The organism is Paraburkholderia phenoliruptrix (genome assembly GCF_902859825.1).
GTDB classification, from domain to species: Bacteria; Pseudomonadota; Gammaproteobacteria; order Burkholderiales; family Burkholderiaceae; genus Paraburkholderia; species Paraburkholderia phenoliruptrix.
Map to the genome: position 1 here is coordinate 99,233 of NZ_CADIKB010000016.1, position 13,341 is coordinate 112,573.

The window sequence follows — 13,341 nt, forward strand, 5'->3', positions numbered from 1 at the left end:
GCGCGACCGTGTAAAGTGCGACGAAGCCCGTCACGCATTCACACGATGTCCGATTCAGACCGTCCGCCTCTCGTTCGCATCGAGCCGCTTGGCCGCAGCTTCGAGGCGCCCGATTCGCTCACCATTCTCGAAGCCGCCGGTTTCGCCGATCTGCGTTTGCCGCGCTCGTGCCGCAACGGCACCTGCCGCACGTGCATCTGCAAAATGACGGCGGGACAGGTGCGCTACACGATCGAGTGGCCGGGCCTGAGCCGCGAGGAAAAACAGGAAGGCTATATCCTGCCGTGCGTGGCCATTGCGCAAACCGACGTGGTGATCGAAGCGCCCGACGCCATTGCACTGCCGGTGCGCGAAACCGGCTGAGCGCCTCGAACCGATTTCAGTCGGTCTGCGCGAAGCGCGGCATCGTCACGCCTTCATGCTCGATCGGCTCGAAAAACACCGAGGCCGGGCGCGTCCAGATGGTGCCGTTGCTCGCCTTGTAAACGATCATCGTGACAGACGGATCAGACTCGAGCGTCGCCTCGCAGACCAGTTCGTAAATGCCGCCTTTGTAGTGGCGATAGCGCGTGATGGTCGTCATCGAATTCTCCCGGCGCGGGCGGTGCCGCCGCTCACGCGCCTTCCTTCATCTGTTTGAGGATCTTGTAGACGGTGGCGCGGCCCATGGTCAGCACAGCGGCCACGTAGTTCGCCGAGCTGCGGCCGCGAAACGCGCCTTGCGCGTGCAGCGCCTCGACGATTTCGCGCTTGTGCTCGCGCGTGAGCGCGTTGATGCCGATTTGCCGCTCGCGCAGCCACGTGTGCAGATACGTGTTGATGCGGTCCTGCCAGTCGTCGCGGAAGAGGTCCTCGGCCGGCGCATCGGTCAGATTGCCGCCCTTGATGAAGAGATCGAGCGTGGCGCGCACGTCTTCGAAGACCGCGATATTGAAGTTGATGCACAGCATGCCGGCCGGCTTGCCGGTGTCGTCGAACAGAATGTTGCTCACGCAACGCATGCGGCGGCCGTCCCAATTGAGCTTCTCGTAGGGACCGATGGTGCGCCCGCGCGCCGCGTAGTGCACCTCGTCGAGCACCGAGGGGCCGCCCACTTCGAGCTTCGACAGATTGTTCACGAGATACGCGATGGTCTGGTCGCGCAGGTCGTGAATCACGACTTCGGCGCACGGATAGAAAAGCGCCGCAATGCCGTCGGCGACGGGAGCGTAGCGTTCGAGCAGCAGGTCTTTCACGGGGGACGCGGTTGTCTGGCGCATGGGAGAATGGCGGACGGTGTTCGGGGCGCGTTTTAAGGGCGATGCCCGGCTTCAGGACCGGCAGCGCATTCCTGCGTTGCCTTGCCCGGCAACTCGCCATTGTAGCCACCCGGACGGGCGATCTGGGCGCCCGGGGAACTTTTTGCTATCCAATCAGCCCTATTTAGTGCATCATATTGGAATAGTCGTATTCCGCATTGGCAGCACTGGCAGTCTCTACCGGCATCTCCGCAGCATCCCCGACTGTTCGACCGCCGCCCGTCGGCGATCCCGTCACTCCGGCAATGCGCCGCCTGCATTAGCCGTCGCGAGTTGTGTAGCTGAGCTGTTCAGCTGAGTTTCAGCTTTCACGCGCCCGGTGTCCACGCGACATCAGCGTGTTTCTTCTCCATCGAATCCGCGACTTTGCGCGGCGCGCTCAAGCCCTTTCCCTCGGGCCTGTGCCAACTTTTTCCATGGCGGCGCGCCTTGTGGTGCTGCGCTGCCCGGCCTGCCGTGCCGCGCATGACACGCGTGACACGCCGGCCACGTCATACAGGACATGTGCTTATGAATTCAGCAGTCAAGACCTACAAGGGTTACGAGATTCACCCGCTCGTTTATCCGCGCCGTCCCACGAACGGCCAAACAAGCCGCAATGCGGACGCCGGCTACGACGCGTCGGTGCGTATCTGCCGCGTGGGCGCGAATCCGGCGGCCGACGGCCGCGTGTTCCGCCTGCAGTATCTGTTTCCGTTCGACGGCACGGGCAAGGCGCGCATTGCGTGCATGGCTCACGCCGAGCAATTGATCGACGGCCGCGTGGACGGCCAGTCGGTCGCCGACCTCTGAGCGGCGCTCACGGCGTCTGAGCCGTTGCCGCATAGCGCGGGCGTGACCAGCGCCTCCCGCCCGCAACCGTATCTGCTGCCGCGCCGCCTGCCAGGCGTCGCGCACCCCCTATCCCATCGACCAGGAGTTATGCATGGCGAAAGAAGAACTGCTTGAACTTGACGGTATCGTCGACGAAGTCCTTCCGGACAGCCGTTACCGCGTGACGCTCGACAACGGCGTCGTGGTTGGCGCTTACGCGTCCGGACGCATGCGCAAGAACCACATTCGTATTCTCGCGGGCGACCGCGTGACGCTGGAACTGTCGGTCTACGACCTGACCAAAGGCCGGATCAACTTCCGTCACAAGGACGAACGCGCAGGCGGCGGCGCCGCTCGCCCCGGTTCGCAAATGCGCCGCCGTTAAGGCGCGATAGCCCGCGGGCCGCGCGGGCTGTTCGCGCGCGGGCTTCCTCGTGGATTCTCCGCGTGGCGTTTGCCGCGGCCCTGCAGTCATGTCGTACGCGAAGCCCTGAGCGCGCCTTCTGCGCGTGGGTTCCGACCGAACCCAAAAGGCGCGCTTCGGCCCGGCTTCGTTTCTGCCGCCGCGACAACATCGCGTTACGACGGTTGTGGCGGTGCTCACCCTACTGTCTCTCCTACCGTTCCGGGCGCTGATCCGCGCTCTCAACCGCGCCTCACGCGCCCTTCTGCTTCTCTCCCTGGGACCGCCCAGCATGCGCCGCTTCGGTGCATGGCCCGTGCATGCCCTTTTGCGGTGCGCCGCCTTTCGCCGACAATCCGGCGCAAACGACCGGCTTCCTTGCTCACAGGGCCTCGGCGGCCATTGGCACTAGAGTTGCTTTAACGGTGTTCAGCCGTCGATTGCCACTTGCCCATGCTGCGTGTTCTCCTCGTCACCGACACCGATAAGCCGATAGGCGACCTGCGTGACGCGCTCGCCCGCCTCGGTTACGAGATGCTGGCGAGCACCGCGACGCCGCACGCGCTGCACAGCACCGTTCAGAGCGAGCGGCCGGACGTCATCATCATCGATACGGATTCGCCCTCGCGCGATACGCTGGAGCAGCTCGCGGTGATGAACGCCACCGCGCCACGGCCGGTCCTGATGTTCAGCCACGACGCCAATCAGCAACTGATCCGCGACGCCGTCGGCGCGGGCGTGACCGCCTATCTCGTCGAAGGACTCGAAACCGGACGGCTCGCGCCGATTCTCGAAGTCGCGCTCGCCCGCTTCGCGCAGGAATCGCAGCTGCGCGAGCGCCTCGCACAGGTCGAGAACGAACTCGCCGAGCGCAAGCTGATCGACCGCGCCAAACGCCTGCTGATGGATCAGCAGAAACTCACCGAGCACGCCGCCTACGCCATGCTGCGCAAACGCGCGATGAACCAGGGCGTCAAGCTCGCCGAGGTCGCGCGCGCGGTCGTCGCGGCGGCTGAACAGCCCAAGTGAAGCCTGTCCATGAACTCTGCCAGCCACCCCGCTTCATCGTCCGCTTCGCTTGCATCCGGGCCGCTCGAGAAAACGCATCTGCGGCTCGGCTTCGTCGCGCTCGCCGACGCCGCGCCGCTCGTCGCCGCCAAGCTGCTCGAATTCGGCCATGCGCACGGACTCACGCTCGAACTGTCGCGCCAGCCTTCGTGGGCGGCCGTGCGCGACAAGTTGATTTCCGGCGACCTCGACGCGGCGCATACGCTGTACGGCCTCGTCTACGGCGTGCAATTGGGCCTCGGCGGTCCGCAAACGGACATGGCCGTGCTGATGGTCCTCAACCGCAACGGCCAGGCGGTCACGCTGTCCAACCGTCTCGCGGATGCCCTCGCCGAACACGGCACGTTGCGGCAAGCGCTCGCCGCGCTCGGCCGCAAGCCGGTGTTCGCGCAGACTTTTCCGACCGGCACGCACGCGATGTGGCTGTACTACTGGCTCGCCGCGCAAGGCGTCCACCCTTTGCGCGAGATCGAAAGCGTGGTGATTCCGCCGCCGCAGATGGTCGCGGCGCTCGCCGAAGACCGGCTCGACGGCCTTTGCGTCGGCGAACCGTGGAATGCGATGGCCGAGGCGAAGGGCGTCGGCCGGACGGTCGCCTATACGAGCGAAGTGTGGCCCGATCATCCGGAGAAAGTGCTTGCGTGCCGCCGCGATTTTGTGAGCGCGCATCCGAACACCGCGCGGGCGCTCGTGCAGACGATGCTCGAAGCATGCCGCTGGCTCGACGGCGCCGGCCACCGCAATGAAATCGCGCGCTGGCTCGCGCGGCCCGAGTACATCGGCATAGACGAAGCGCTGATCGCGGCGCGCTTTGGCGACGCGATTCCCGCAACGGTGCCGCACGGTTTGCCCGTGCGTTTCTTCGACGACGGCGCTGTGAATTACCCGTGGCCATTCGAGGGCGCCTGGTTCCTGACGCAATTCGAGCGCTGGGGCATGATCGACGCGCGCGGCGATTATGCGCAGATCGCCGGACAGATCAATCAGACGCGGCTCTATCACGAGGCGGCCGCCCACGTGAAGGTCGCCGTGCCGGCGGAAGAACCCGCACAAACGTTCATGGACGGCACGAGATGGCCGAGTGCCACGTCCGTCGCTGATTTCGCGCAATACTTTTCGATTCGCAAATAAAGACCCGACGCGCGGCCTGCGTCACGGCGCTGCTTGCGGGGGCGCGGGCGTGGGAAAGCGCACGCTCACCACGAGGCCGCCGCCGAAGGCATCGCCCAGTTCGACGCGCGCCGCGTGAACCCGCGCAATCTCGCGCACGATCGACAAGCCGAGGCCGCTGCCTTCCACGGCCTGCGTCGCTTCGCTGCGATAGAAGCGCTCGAACACCGCCTCGCGTTCGCTCGCGGCAATGCCCGGCCCATTGTCGATCACCTGAAGCAAGGGCTCGCCGTCCTCGCACGCCACGCGCACGGTGATGACCGCGCCGTCGCCCGAATAGCGGATCGCGTTGTCGATCAGATTGCCCACCAGTTCCGCGAGCAGATCGGCCTGACCCGTTACGTCCACGCACGCGTTCTGCTCGAAGCCCAAGTCGATGCCGCGCGAGCGCGCCACCGGCGACCAGTCGAGCGTCACGCTGCGCGCAACCTTGTGCAAGGGCACGGCGGCATGCTTCACGGTGTAACCGCTGTCCGCATCGAGCCGCGACAGCGACAGCAACTGCTGCACGATCCGCACGGCCTGCTGCACCGCGCGGTTCAGGCGCCGCAAATGAACGCCCTGGCGCCGGGGTGCCGTGCCGTTCTTCTCGACGCCGTCCAGATCGCGCAGGGCCAGCTCGGACTCCGCCTGAATCACCGCAAGCGGCGTTTTCAACTGATGCGCGGCGTCGTTGAAAAAGCGCCGCCGCGATAGCTGCATTTTCCGCGTACGGCCAATGTACTGATTGATCGAATCGACGAGCGGCGCCACCTCGCTCGGCAAGCCGACGGTATCGAGCGGCGTCGGGTCGTCTTCGGCGCGCGCGGCGACTTTCGCCGACAGGCGATTGAGCGGCCGCAAGCCGCGCGCGACGCCGAGCCATACAATGCCGAGCGCGAGCAGCACGAGCAGGCCTTCCTGTTGCAGCGATCCGGTGAGAATCTCGCGCGCGAGTGCCTGGCGCGGCTCGATCGTCTCGCCCACGCGCACCAGCACCACGCGGGTTTGCGCTGTCGGCACGTCGTGCACCGGCAGTCTCAACGTCGCAATGCGCAGCGGACGGCCACGGAACACGTCGTCATAAAACTGCACGCTGTAGGGCTCGGCCGGCACCTTCTTCGTTTCGGGCAGATCGGGATACCCCGTCACCACGCGGCCGTGTTCCTCGCGAATCTGATAGTAGATGTTGCCGCCGCCGTTCGACTCGAACATTTCCAGCGCGAGGTAAGGCAGGTCGACCTCGATGCGCCCTTCGCGCAAACGCACGCCGTCGCGGATCGAGCGCAATGAAAATTCGAGCGTGCGGTCGAAAGCCGCGTGCGCCGCGTTCATCGCGCGTTGATAGGTGAGCCAGGCATCGAGCGCGAGCAGCAACAGAAGCGGCAGCAGCAGCCACAGCGCGACTCGCACGCGCAGATTCGAGCCCGTCATGGCGTGCGGGCTTCGAGCAGATAGCCGAGCCCGCGCAGCGTGACAATGCCGACCGAGCTGCGCTCCAGTTTCTTGCGCAGGCGGTGCACGTAAATTTCGATGGCGTCCGCATTCACCGATTCGTCGAGCCCGAAGATTTTCTCCGACAGCGTCTCCTTGTTGATCGCGCGGCCGTTGCGCAGCATCAGCACTTCGAGCACCGAACGTTCGCGCGGCGTGAGCGCAAGCGGCTCGCCGTCGAGCGTGAAGCCGCGATCCACGCTGTCGTAAATCAGCGTGCCGCATTGGGCAAGCGAGGCCTCCTGCCCGTGTCCGCGGCGCAGCAGCGCGCGCGCCCGCGCCTCCAGCTCAGTGAGCGCGAAGGGTTTGGCCAGATAGTCGTCGGCACCGAGATCGAGGCCGCGCACGCGTTCTTCCACCGAACCGTGCGCGGTCAGCATCAGCACGGGCACCACGTTGCGGCGCGCGCGCAGGCGGCGCAGCACCTCCAGCCCGTCGAGCTTGGGCAAGCCGATGTCGAGAATCACGAGCGCGTAGTCCTGCGTGCGCAGCACGTGATCGGCGGATTCGCCGTCATGCATGCAATCGACGGTGAGTTTTGCACTTGTCAGCGCGTCGGTCAGCGAGCGGGAAAGAATCGGATTGTCTTCGACGAGCAGCACACGCATGAACAGAGTCCCAGGGAAATCCATGAGGCGAATTCGTCCATTGTGACGCATTTCCCTCGCAAATTGAAAGCATTCAGAAAGCACGACTCTCTTACTATTCGCCTTCACAAAACCAACATGATGTTTTCTGGAGGAAGACGTGCACATCTCTCTGAAGCTTCTCGCCGGCGCTGTCGCGGTCGCCGCAAATGCAGCATGGGCGGCCTTTCCGGCCGGCTATCCGGGCGACTACCAGGCCACCGTCGACGGGGCGAAAAAGGAAGGCAAGCTGATCGTCTACTCGGTCACGGACACCGCCCTCGTGCGCCCGCTCATCAAGGACTTTGAAAGCCTGTACGGCATCAAGGTCGAGTACAACGACATGAACAGCACCGAGCTGTACAACCGCTATATCAGCGAAAACGCAGCGAGCAGCACGAGCGCCGACGTCTTGTGGAGCTCGGCCATGGACCTGCAGGTGAAGCTCGTCAACGACGGCCTGATGGCGAGCTACGAGTCGCCGGAAGCCAAACAGTTGCCGCAGTGGGCGCAGTACCAGAAGCAGGCCTACGGCACCACCTATGAACCGCTCGCCATCGTCTACAACAAGCGTCTCGTGCCCGCGGGCGAAGTGCCGCAAACGCGCGCCGACCTCATCAAGCTGCTGCAGGCCAAGCCGGATCAGTTCAAAGGCAAGGTCACGACTTACGACATCGAGAAGTCCGGCGTCGGCTTCAACTATCTGACCCAGGACGCGCGCGTGAACCCGCAGGTCACGTGGGATCTCGTCAAGGCGATGGGCGCCACCGGCCCGAAACTGCAGTCGAGCACCGGCGCGATGATGGAGCGCATTTCGTCGGGCGAGAACCTGATCGGCTACAACATTCTCGGCTCGTACGCGCTCACCAAGGCGAGGAAAGATCCGTCCATCGGCTATGTCTATCCTAAGGACTACACACTGGTGGTGAGCCGCCTCGTCACCATTTCGAAGAAGGCAAAGAGCCCGAACGCCGCGAAGCTGTGGGTCGACTACCTGCTGTCGCAGCGCGGCCAGACCTTGCTCGCGAATCAGGCGAGCCTCTTCTCGATCCGCTCGGACGTGGAAGGCGAAACGTCGATGGCCGGTCTCACGAAGCAGCTCGGCGATTCGTTGAAGCCCATTCCGATCGGCTCGGGCCTGCTGGTTTATCTCGACCAGTCAAAGCGCCTCGAATTCCTCAAGCAATGGCAACAGTCGATCAAGCGCTAGACGCGTCTCGTCTGAGATAGCGGCTCGCGCCTGACTCACGCGTTCGCGCCGCCCGCGCGCGAACGTCTCCGCTTTCCGTTGAACACACCTGTCGATATGCGGCTTTCAGCGCCGCAGGGGGACACTCATGCTTTTCACTAGCGCAACCGGGCCTCGCGACGCCGCGCCGCTCGCGGCAGACAGCGGCTCCATCGGCGCGTTGCCGCACGGCCGTCTGCAACCGCTGGCGGGGCTGCTGCGCTGGCTCGTCGTCGCGGTGCTGACCGTCGCGGTGGCGCTGCCGCTCGGCTTCATCCTGTTCCAGAGCGTGCTCAATGCGCCGTTCTTCGACGCCAACCGCACGCTCGGCCTCGCCGGCTTCGAATTCATTTTCAGCGACCCGGACTTCTGGTCCGCGCTGAAAAACTCGTTCGTGATCGCGGGCGGCATGCTGTTCATTTCCATTCCGCTCGGCGGCATTCTCGCGTTCCTGATGGTGCGCACCGACCTGCCCGGGCGCCGCTGGCTGGAGCCGCTGCTGCTCACGCCCGTGTTTGTTTCGCCGATGGTGCTCGCATTCGGCTACGTCGTCGCGGCCGGCCCGGTCGGCTTCTATTCGGTCTGGTGGAAGGCGCTGTTCGGCAGCGCCGAAGCGCCGTGGACCGTGTACTCGATTCTCGCGATCACGGTGATCGTCGGCCTCACGCATGTGCCGCACGTGTATCTGTATTCGTCGGCGGCGCTGCGCAATCTCGGCTCCGATGTCGAGGAAGCCGCGCGCGTCGCGGGCGCGCGCCCGTTTCGCGTGGCACTCGACGTGAGCCTGCCGATGACCCTGCCCGCGCTGCTTTTCGCAGGCGTGCTGGTGTTCTTCCTCGGCTTCGAGGTGTTCGGGCTGCCGCTCGTACTCGGCGACCCCGAAGGGCATCTCGTGCTCGCCACCTATCTGTACAAGCTCACCAACAAGCTCGGCGTGCCGTCGTATCACCTGATGGCCGCGGTCGCCGTGTGCATCGTGGCGATTACGTTTCCGCTCGTGCTGCTGCAGCGCCGGCTGCTCAAGCGCGCAAACCGCTTCGTCACCGTCAAGGGCAAGGCGGGACGTCAGACCGTGCTGCCGCTCGGTGCATGGCGCTGGGTCGCGCTCGCGATCGTCGCCGTGTGGCTGCTGTTGACTGTGTTCGTGCCGCTTTCCGGCATCACGCTGCGCGCGTTTGTCACCAACTGGGGCGAAGGCGTGCGTCTTGCCGACGTGCTCACGCTCGCCAACTTCACCGAGCTGTTCGAGCAGGACAACCTCGTGCGCGCGATGCTCAACACGCTCGGCATCGGCGTGATCGGCGGCGCGCTCGCGGTGGGCTTCTATTCGCTCGTGGCGTTCGCCGGCCATCGCCGCAACGACTGGGCGACGCGTCTGCTCGACTACCTCGTGCTGCTGCCGCGCGCGGTGCCGGGCCTGCTCGCGGGTCTCGCGTTCCTGTGGATCTTTCTATTCGTGCCGGGCGTGAAGGAACTCAAGAACTCGATGTGGAGCATCTGGATCGCCTACACCGTCGTGTGGCTCGCCTACGGCATGCGTCTGATTCAAAGCGCGCTGCTGCAAGTCGGCCCCGAACTCGAAGAAGCCGGGCGCAGCGTGGGCGGCACGCGGGCGCGCGTGAGTTTCGACGTGACGCTGCCGCTCGTGCGCTTCGGACTGCTTGCGGCGTGGCTGCTGATTTTCATGATTTTCGAGCGCGAATATTCGACCGCCGTCTATCTGCTCTCGCCCGGCACTGAGGTGATCGGCGCGCTGCTCGTGTCGCTGTGGGCGACGGGCGCGGTCGATCAGGTCGCGGCGCTTTCTGTCATCAACATCGCGATGGTCGGCGCCGGACTAGGCGTGGCCCTGCGCTTCGGAGTGAAACTGCATGGATAAGCTCTCGGTCGACAACCTCTTTCTGAGCTATGGCGACAACCCGATTCTCAAGGGCGTGTCGTTCGAACTGAACCCCGGCGAGGTGGTGTGCCTGCTCGGCGCCTCGGGCAGCGGCAAGACCACGCTGCTGCGGGCGGTGGCCGGTCTCGAACAGCCTTCGTCGGGCCGCATCGAACTGGACGGCAAGGCATTCTTCGACGGCACGGCGCACGTCGATCTGCCGGTCGAGCAGCGCTCGCTCGGGCTCGTGTTCCAGTCATACGCGCTGTGGCCGCATCGCACCGTGGCGGATAACGTCGGCTATGGGTTGAAGCTGCGGCGCGTGTCGGCGGCGGAGCAGAAAAAGCGCGTGCAAAGCGCGCTCGATCAGTTGGGACTTGGCCACCTGGCCGCGCGCTATCCGTATCAACTTTCGGGCGGCCAGCAGCAACGTGTGGCGATTGCACGCGCGCTCGTCTACAACCCGCCGGTGATTCTGCTCGACGAACCGCTTTCGAATCTCGATGCCAAGCTGCGCGAGGAAGCACGCGCGTGGCTGCGCGAACTGATTGTGTCGCTCGGGCTGTCGGCGCTTTGCGTGACGCACGACCAGACCGAGGCGATGGCGATGTCCGACCGCATCCTGCTGCTGCGCAACGGCCGCATCGAACAGGAAGGCACGCCCGCGGAACTGTACGGCGCGCCGCGCTCGCTCTACACCGCCGAGTTCATGGGCAGCAATAACCGTATCGACGCGCGGGTGGCCGCCGTGGACGGCGAGCGGGTGACGCTCGCCGGCGACGGCTGGCAATTGCAGGCGCAAGCGCGCGAGGCGCTCACGGCCGGTCAGCAGGCGCAAGCCGTGATCCGCCTCGAGCGCGTGCAGGTGGCCGACGGTCCGGGCGCGAACCGCCTCGAAGCGGATCTGATTACGTCGATGTATCTCGGCGACCGCTGGGAGTACCTGTTTCATTGCGGCGAGCTGCGTCTGCGCGCATTCGGCAATGTGCCGCGCGCAGCCGGGCGCCACTGGATCGAGTTTCCGGCGAACGACTGCTGGGCGTTCGCTCAGGCGAGCTGACAGTTCCGCACTGCGCAGCGCCGCCGCAGCGCTTTGCACCCTCACCCACCGAAGTAAAAAAAGCAGCTACAGGAGACTGTTGATGAAGTTGAGCATCAAGAAAACGACCCTCGGCGTGACCTGCGCCGGCCTCGCCGGTTTCGCCGGTTTCACGACAGGCGCACATGCGCAGTCGAGCGTGACCTTGTACGGCATCGTCGATGCGGGCGTCGAATATGTGAACCATGCAGGCGCGGGCGGCAGCGCCACGCGTCTTGTGTCCGGCGGCAAGAACACGTCGCGCTGGGGTCTGCGCGGCGTCGAGGATCTGGGCGGCGGATTGAAGGCCGTGTTCCAGCTGGAAAGCGGCATCAATATCGCAAACGGCCAGTTCGACGACGGCCCTGGTGCGATTTTCGACCGGCGCGCGACCCTCGGCCTGAAAAACCGCTTCGGGCAAATCACGCTGGGCCGCAATTTCACGACCACCTACGATTACATGCTGCCGTTCGATCCGATGGGATACGCGCCGAACTACTCGTGGGCGACCTCGTCCACCGCGACGGGCGGCCGCAAGGACGGACTGTTCTCGCGTTCCGCCAATGCCGTGCGCTACGACGGTACCTTCTCCGGCTTTAAATTCGGCGCGACGTACGGCTTCGGCAACGTGCCCGGCAGCATGAAATCCAGCTCGAAGTACGATTTCGGCCTCGGCTACGAAGCCGGCCCGTTCGCCGCCGTGGTGACCTTCGACCGGCAGAACGGCGCGAACGACAGCGTCACGCCCGCCGACACGACCAACTACATCCAGGGCATTCATGCGGGCCTCAGCTACGACTTCGGCGCGGTGAAGGCGATGGCCGGTTACCGCAACTACCGGCGCACCTTCCACACCGCCACGCCGACGCTGCGCAGCGACATGTACTGGATCGGCGGCCAATACGACGTGACGCCGTTCATCTCGCTGTTCGGCGCTGTCTATCACCAGGACATCAAGGACGCGAGCGACGCCGACCCAACGCTCATTTCGCTGCGCGGCCAGTACGCGCTCTCCAAGCGCACCGTGCTGTACCTGGCGGGCGGCTATGCGATGGCGCAGCACGGCAATGCCGTCAGCCTGTCGCGCGATCTGACCGGCGCGGCCGACACGCAGACGGGCGTGACCGCCGGCATTCAGCACCGCTTCTGAACGCGCTTCGTGTGTGCCGCGTGAAGGCCGTCACGTAGGCAAAAAAGCGCGAGGCGCGCGGGCGGTGCATGGCCCAGCGCGCCTCGCGTGCTCTTTCGTCGGCGCCGCGCGTGAATGCGCGCCCGGTGGCGATCAGAAGTTGAAGTTGTCGATATTGCTGGCGTCGAAGGTGGTCGGCGGTCCGAGAATGATCTCGCCTTGCGCGCCGATGGTGCGCTTGCCGAGCTTGCCGGCATCGAACGATTCGCCCTCCTTACCGCTGATCGTGCCCGACGCGAGCGCCGCCGCTGCGTAGCCGGCGAGATAGCCCAACTGATTCGGATCCCACAACTGGAATGCCTTCACCGTGCCGTTCTTGACGAATGCGCGCATCTGGTTCGGCGTGCCGAGACCGGTCACGGCCACCTTGCCCTTGCTCGACGACGTCGAGATATAACGCGCCGCCGCCGCAATGCCGACCGTGGTCGGCGCGACGATCGCCTTCAGGTTCGGATACGCCTGTAGCAGGCCCTGCGTCTCGACGAACGATTTCTGGTCGTCGTCGTTGCCGTAGGCAATCTTGACGAGCTTGATTTTCGAATACTCGGGCTTCTTCAATTCCTCCTGCATCCATTTGATCCAGGTGTTCTGGTTGGTCGCGTTCGGCGTGGCGGACAGCACCGCGAATTCGCCTTCGCCGCCCATCAGCTTCGAAACCAGCTGAATCTGGCCGCGGCCGATGCCCTCCGCGTTCGCCTGATTGACGAATAGCTGCCGGCCCTCGGGCGCCGTGTCCGAATCGAACGTGACGACCTTGATGCCTTGCGACATCGCTTTCTTCAGATACGGCACGACCGCATTGGCGTCGTTGGCCGCGATCACAATGGCGTCCTGCCGCTGCGTGATCAGCGTGTTGATGTATTGCACCTGCGACGACGCGCCTGCGTCCGACGGCCCCACCACCTTGCCCGTGCCGCCGAATTCCTTGATCGCGGCGAGGCCGCCGTCGTCGGCGATCACTTCATACGGATTGTTGATTTGCTTCGGCACGAATGCGATCTTCAGGCCGTTTTTCAGGCCCGCAGCGGGCGCCGCGCAACTGATCGCGAGCAACGCAATGCAAAGCGCCGCCGCGCCGGTGTGACGTAGGGGTTTGAACATGAAGTGTCTCCTGCT

Annotated in this window: 14 protein-coding genes; 9 read left to right on the top strand and 5 right to left on the bottom strand. The window is 64.9% G+C overall.

Going from position 1 to position 13,341, the window contains the following annotated elements:
* Positions 1-45: 45 nt before the first annotated feature.
* A complete protein-coding gene (locus tag HV711_RS17675; protein WP_028359780.1) occupies positions 46-363 on the top strand; it encodes a 2Fe-2S iron-sulfur cluster-binding protein in 318 nt (105 codons plus the stop codon).
* Positions 364-379: 16 nt separating this feature from the next.
* Here HV711_RS17675 and HV711_RS17680 read toward each other — a convergent pair whose 3' ends face one another.
* Positions 380-583 (bottom strand): DUF1653 domain-containing protein, encoded by a 204-nt coding sequence (locus HV711_RS17680; protein WP_035479138.1) that lies wholly within the window; start codon positions 581-583, stop codon positions 380-382.
* Positions 584-614: 31 nt separating this feature from the next.
* Entirely contained in the window at positions 615-1,259 is a 645-nt protein-coding gene (locus HV711_RS17685; protein WP_013590366.1) for a helix-turn-helix transcriptional regulator, read from the bottom strand.
* Positions 1,260-1,808: 549 nt separating this feature from the next.
* On the opposite strand from HV711_RS17685, the gene HV711_RS17690 reads away from it, so the two are divergent.
* The 4 genes from HV711_RS17690 to HV711_RS17705 all read left to right on the top strand — a co-directional run bounded on the left by HV711_RS17690 (position 1,809) and on the right by HV711_RS17705 (position 4,713).
* Positions 1,809-2,090 carry a hypothetical protein gene (locus HV711_RS17690; RefSeq protein ID WP_013590367.1) on the top strand — a complete coding sequence of 94 codons (282 nt, stop codon included), beginning with the start codon at positions 1,809-1,811 and terminating at the stop codon, positions 2,088-2,090.
* Between the two features lie 133 nt (positions 2,091-2,223).
* Complete coding sequence (infA, locus tag HV711_RS17695) at positions 2,224-2,496, top strand: translation initiation factor IF-1 (RefSeq protein ID WP_013590368.1); 273 nt, start codon at positions 2,224-2,226, stop codon at positions 2,494-2,496.
* A gap of 471 nt (positions 2,497-2,967) precedes the next feature.
* The gene (locus HV711_RS17700; protein WP_013590369.1) at positions 2,968-3,543 is read left to right on the top strand and encodes an ANTAR domain-containing response regulator; all 576 of its coding nucleotides are present in this window, start codon (positions 2,968-2,970) and stop codon (positions 3,541-3,543) included.
* Positions 3,544-3,552: 9 nt separating this feature from the next.
* Positions 3,553-4,713 (top strand): CmpA/NrtA family ABC transporter substrate-binding protein, encoded by a 1,161-nt coding sequence (locus tag HV711_RS17705; protein ID WP_035479140.1) that lies wholly within the window; start codon positions 3,553-3,555, stop codon positions 4,711-4,713.
* A gap of 21 nt (positions 4,714-4,734) precedes the next feature.
* Here the strand turns inward: HV711_RS17705 and HV711_RS17710 are convergent, their stop codons facing one another.
* Together HV711_RS17710 and HV711_RS17715 are read right to left on the bottom strand one after the other, a co-directional pair.
* Positions 4,735-6,165 carry a sensor histidine kinase gene (locus HV711_RS17710; protein ID WP_035479142.1) on the bottom strand — a complete coding sequence of 477 codons (1,431 nt, stop codon included), beginning with the start codon at positions 6,163-6,165 and terminating at the stop codon, positions 4,735-4,737.
* Positions 6,162-6,857, bottom strand: coding sequence for a response regulator (locus tag HV711_RS17715; protein ID WP_425195028.1), 696 nt, complete (start codon positions 6,855-6,857; stop codon positions 6,162-6,164). Before HV711_RS17715 ends, HV711_RS17710 begins: the two co-directional genes overlap by 4 nt.
* A 115-nt stretch (positions 6,858-6,972) precedes the next feature.
* Here HV711_RS17715 and HV711_RS17720 point away from each other — a divergent pair, with 115 nt between their 5' ends.
* From HV711_RS17720 to HV711_RS17735, 4 genes are all read left to right on the top strand, one after another.
* Positions 6,973-8,061 carry an ABC transporter substrate-binding protein gene (locus HV711_RS17720; protein ID WP_035479145.1) on the top strand — a complete coding sequence of 363 codons (1,089 nt, stop codon included), beginning with the start codon at positions 6,973-6,975 and terminating at the stop codon, positions 8,059-8,061.
* Between the two features lie 127 nt (positions 8,062-8,188).
* Entirely contained in the window at positions 8,189-9,958 is a 1,770-nt protein-coding gene (locus HV711_RS17725) for an ABC transporter permease (RefSeq protein WP_014971943.1), read from the top strand.
* Positions 9,951-11,018: an ABC transporter ATP-binding protein gene (locus HV711_RS17730; RefSeq protein WP_014971944.1), complete on the top strand. Its 1,068-nt coding sequence runs from the start codon at positions 9,951-9,953 to the stop codon at positions 11,016-11,018. The genes HV711_RS17725 and HV711_RS17730 overlap by 8 nt, the downstream gene beginning before the upstream one ends.
* Positions 11,019-11,100: 82 nt before the next feature.
* A complete protein-coding gene (locus tag HV711_RS17735) occupies positions 11,101-12,186 on the top strand; it encodes a porin (protein WP_035479146.1) in 1,086 nt (361 codons plus the stop codon).
* A 132-nt stretch (positions 12,187-12,318) separates the two neighbouring features.
* Here the strand turns inward: HV711_RS17735 and rhaS are convergent, their stop codons facing one another.
* The gene (rhaS, locus tag HV711_RS17740) at positions 12,319-13,326 is read right to left on the bottom strand and encodes a rhamnose ABC transporter substrate-binding protein (protein WP_013590377.1); all 1,008 of its coding nucleotides are present in this window, start codon (positions 13,324-13,326) and stop codon (positions 12,319-12,321) included.
* Positions 13,327-13,341 lie beyond the last annotated feature (15 nt).

Excerpts from the sequence above, each read along its gene's own strand:
- HV711_RS17675 (WP_028359780.1), top strand. The coding sequence starts at position 46 with ATGTCCGATTCAGACCGTCCGCCTCTCGTTCGCATCGAGCCGCTTGGC.
- HV711_RS17680 (WP_035479138.1), bottom strand. The coding sequence starts at position 583 with ATGACGACCATCACGCGCTATCGCCACTACAAAGGCGGCATTTACGAA.
- HV711_RS17685 (WP_013590366.1), bottom strand. The coding sequence starts at position 1,259 with ATGCGCCAGACAACCGCGTCCCCCGTGAAAGACCTGCTGCTCGAACGC.
- HV711_RS17690 (WP_013590367.1), top strand. The coding sequence starts at position 1,809 with ATGAATTCAGCAGTCAAGACCTACAAGGGTTACGAGATTCACCCGCTC.
- infA (WP_013590368.1), top strand. The coding sequence starts at position 2,224 with ATGGCGAAAGAAGAACTGCTTGAACTTGACGGTATCGTCGACGAAGTC.
- HV711_RS17700 (WP_013590369.1), top strand. The coding sequence starts at position 2,968 with ATGCTGCGTGTTCTCCTCGTCACCGACACCGATAAGCCGATAGGCGAC.
- HV711_RS17705 (WP_035479140.1), top strand. The coding sequence starts at position 3,553 with ATGAACTCTGCCAGCCACCCCGCTTCATCGTCCGCTTCGCTTGCATCC.
- HV711_RS17710 (WP_035479142.1), bottom strand. The coding sequence starts at position 6,165 with ATGACGGGCTCGAATCTGCGCGTGCGAGTCGCGCTGTGGCTGCTGCTG.
- HV711_RS17715 (WP_425195028.1), bottom strand. The coding sequence starts at position 6,857 with ATGGATTTCCCTGGGACTCTGTTCATGCGTGTGCTGCTCGTCGAAGAC.
- HV711_RS17725 (WP_014971943.1), top strand. The coding sequence starts at position 8,189 with ATGCTTTTCACTAGCGCAACCGGGCCTCGCGACGCCGCGCCGCTCGCG.
- HV711_RS17730 (WP_014971944.1), top strand. The coding sequence starts at position 9,951 with ATGGATAAGCTCTCGGTCGACAACCTCTTTCTGAGCTATGGCGACAAC.
- HV711_RS17735 (WP_035479146.1), top strand. The coding sequence starts at position 11,101 with ATGAAGTTGAGCATCAAGAAAACGACCCTCGGCGTGACCTGCGCCGGC.
- rhaS (WP_013590377.1), bottom strand. The coding sequence starts at position 13,326 with ATGTTCAAACCCCTACGTCACACCGGCGCGGCGGCGCTTTGCATTGCG.